We start from the raw sequence: 406 nt of genomic DNA, 5'->3' as shown, positions 1-406 counted from the left end.
AACCGGAAAAGGGCTCGATGACGAGCCCGCCGGGCGGAGTGAGCAGGGTGACCAGCCACCGCATCAGCCCGACCGGTTTCACCGTGGCGTGGGAGACGCCGAAGGCTCGCGGACGCTCCTCCCGATCCGGCTTGTGCTCGAACCGGAAGATCGGGAACCTCCGGGAGACCGGATCGCTGCTGTCCCAGGTCCCGGTCAGCGTGTCCAGCGCATCCGCCTGCGTACCGTCGAGGGCCACGTTGGTCGGCCACTTGCCCTGCCCGAACCGGCCGGCGTCGATGTTGAGGCCGCCGGTGCCGTGCTCGAGGACGGTCGCCACCGTCGAGGCCCGCGAAGGCTTGCGGGCGATGAGGATCGGCTCGAACGCCGGCCGCAGCGCGGTGCCCCACCCGGCCCAGCGGATCGC

The 406-nt window shown here is 71.4% G+C and carries 1 protein-coding gene; it reads right to left on the bottom strand.

Annotated elements, in window-relative coordinates; genetic code table 11:
* Window positions 1-406, bottom strand: a 406-nt coding sequence (locus D9V41_RS16585; RefSeq protein WP_166376106.1) for a class I SAM-dependent methyltransferase, incomplete at both ends; no start/stop codon positions are given.

Source organism: Aeromicrobium phragmitis (assembly GCF_003674095.1).
GTDB classification, from domain to species: domain Bacteria; phylum Actinomycetota; class Actinomycetes; order Propionibacteriales; family Nocardioidaceae; genus Aeromicrobium; species Aeromicrobium phragmitis.
This window is presented reverse-complemented; position numbering and strand designations above follow the sequence as displayed.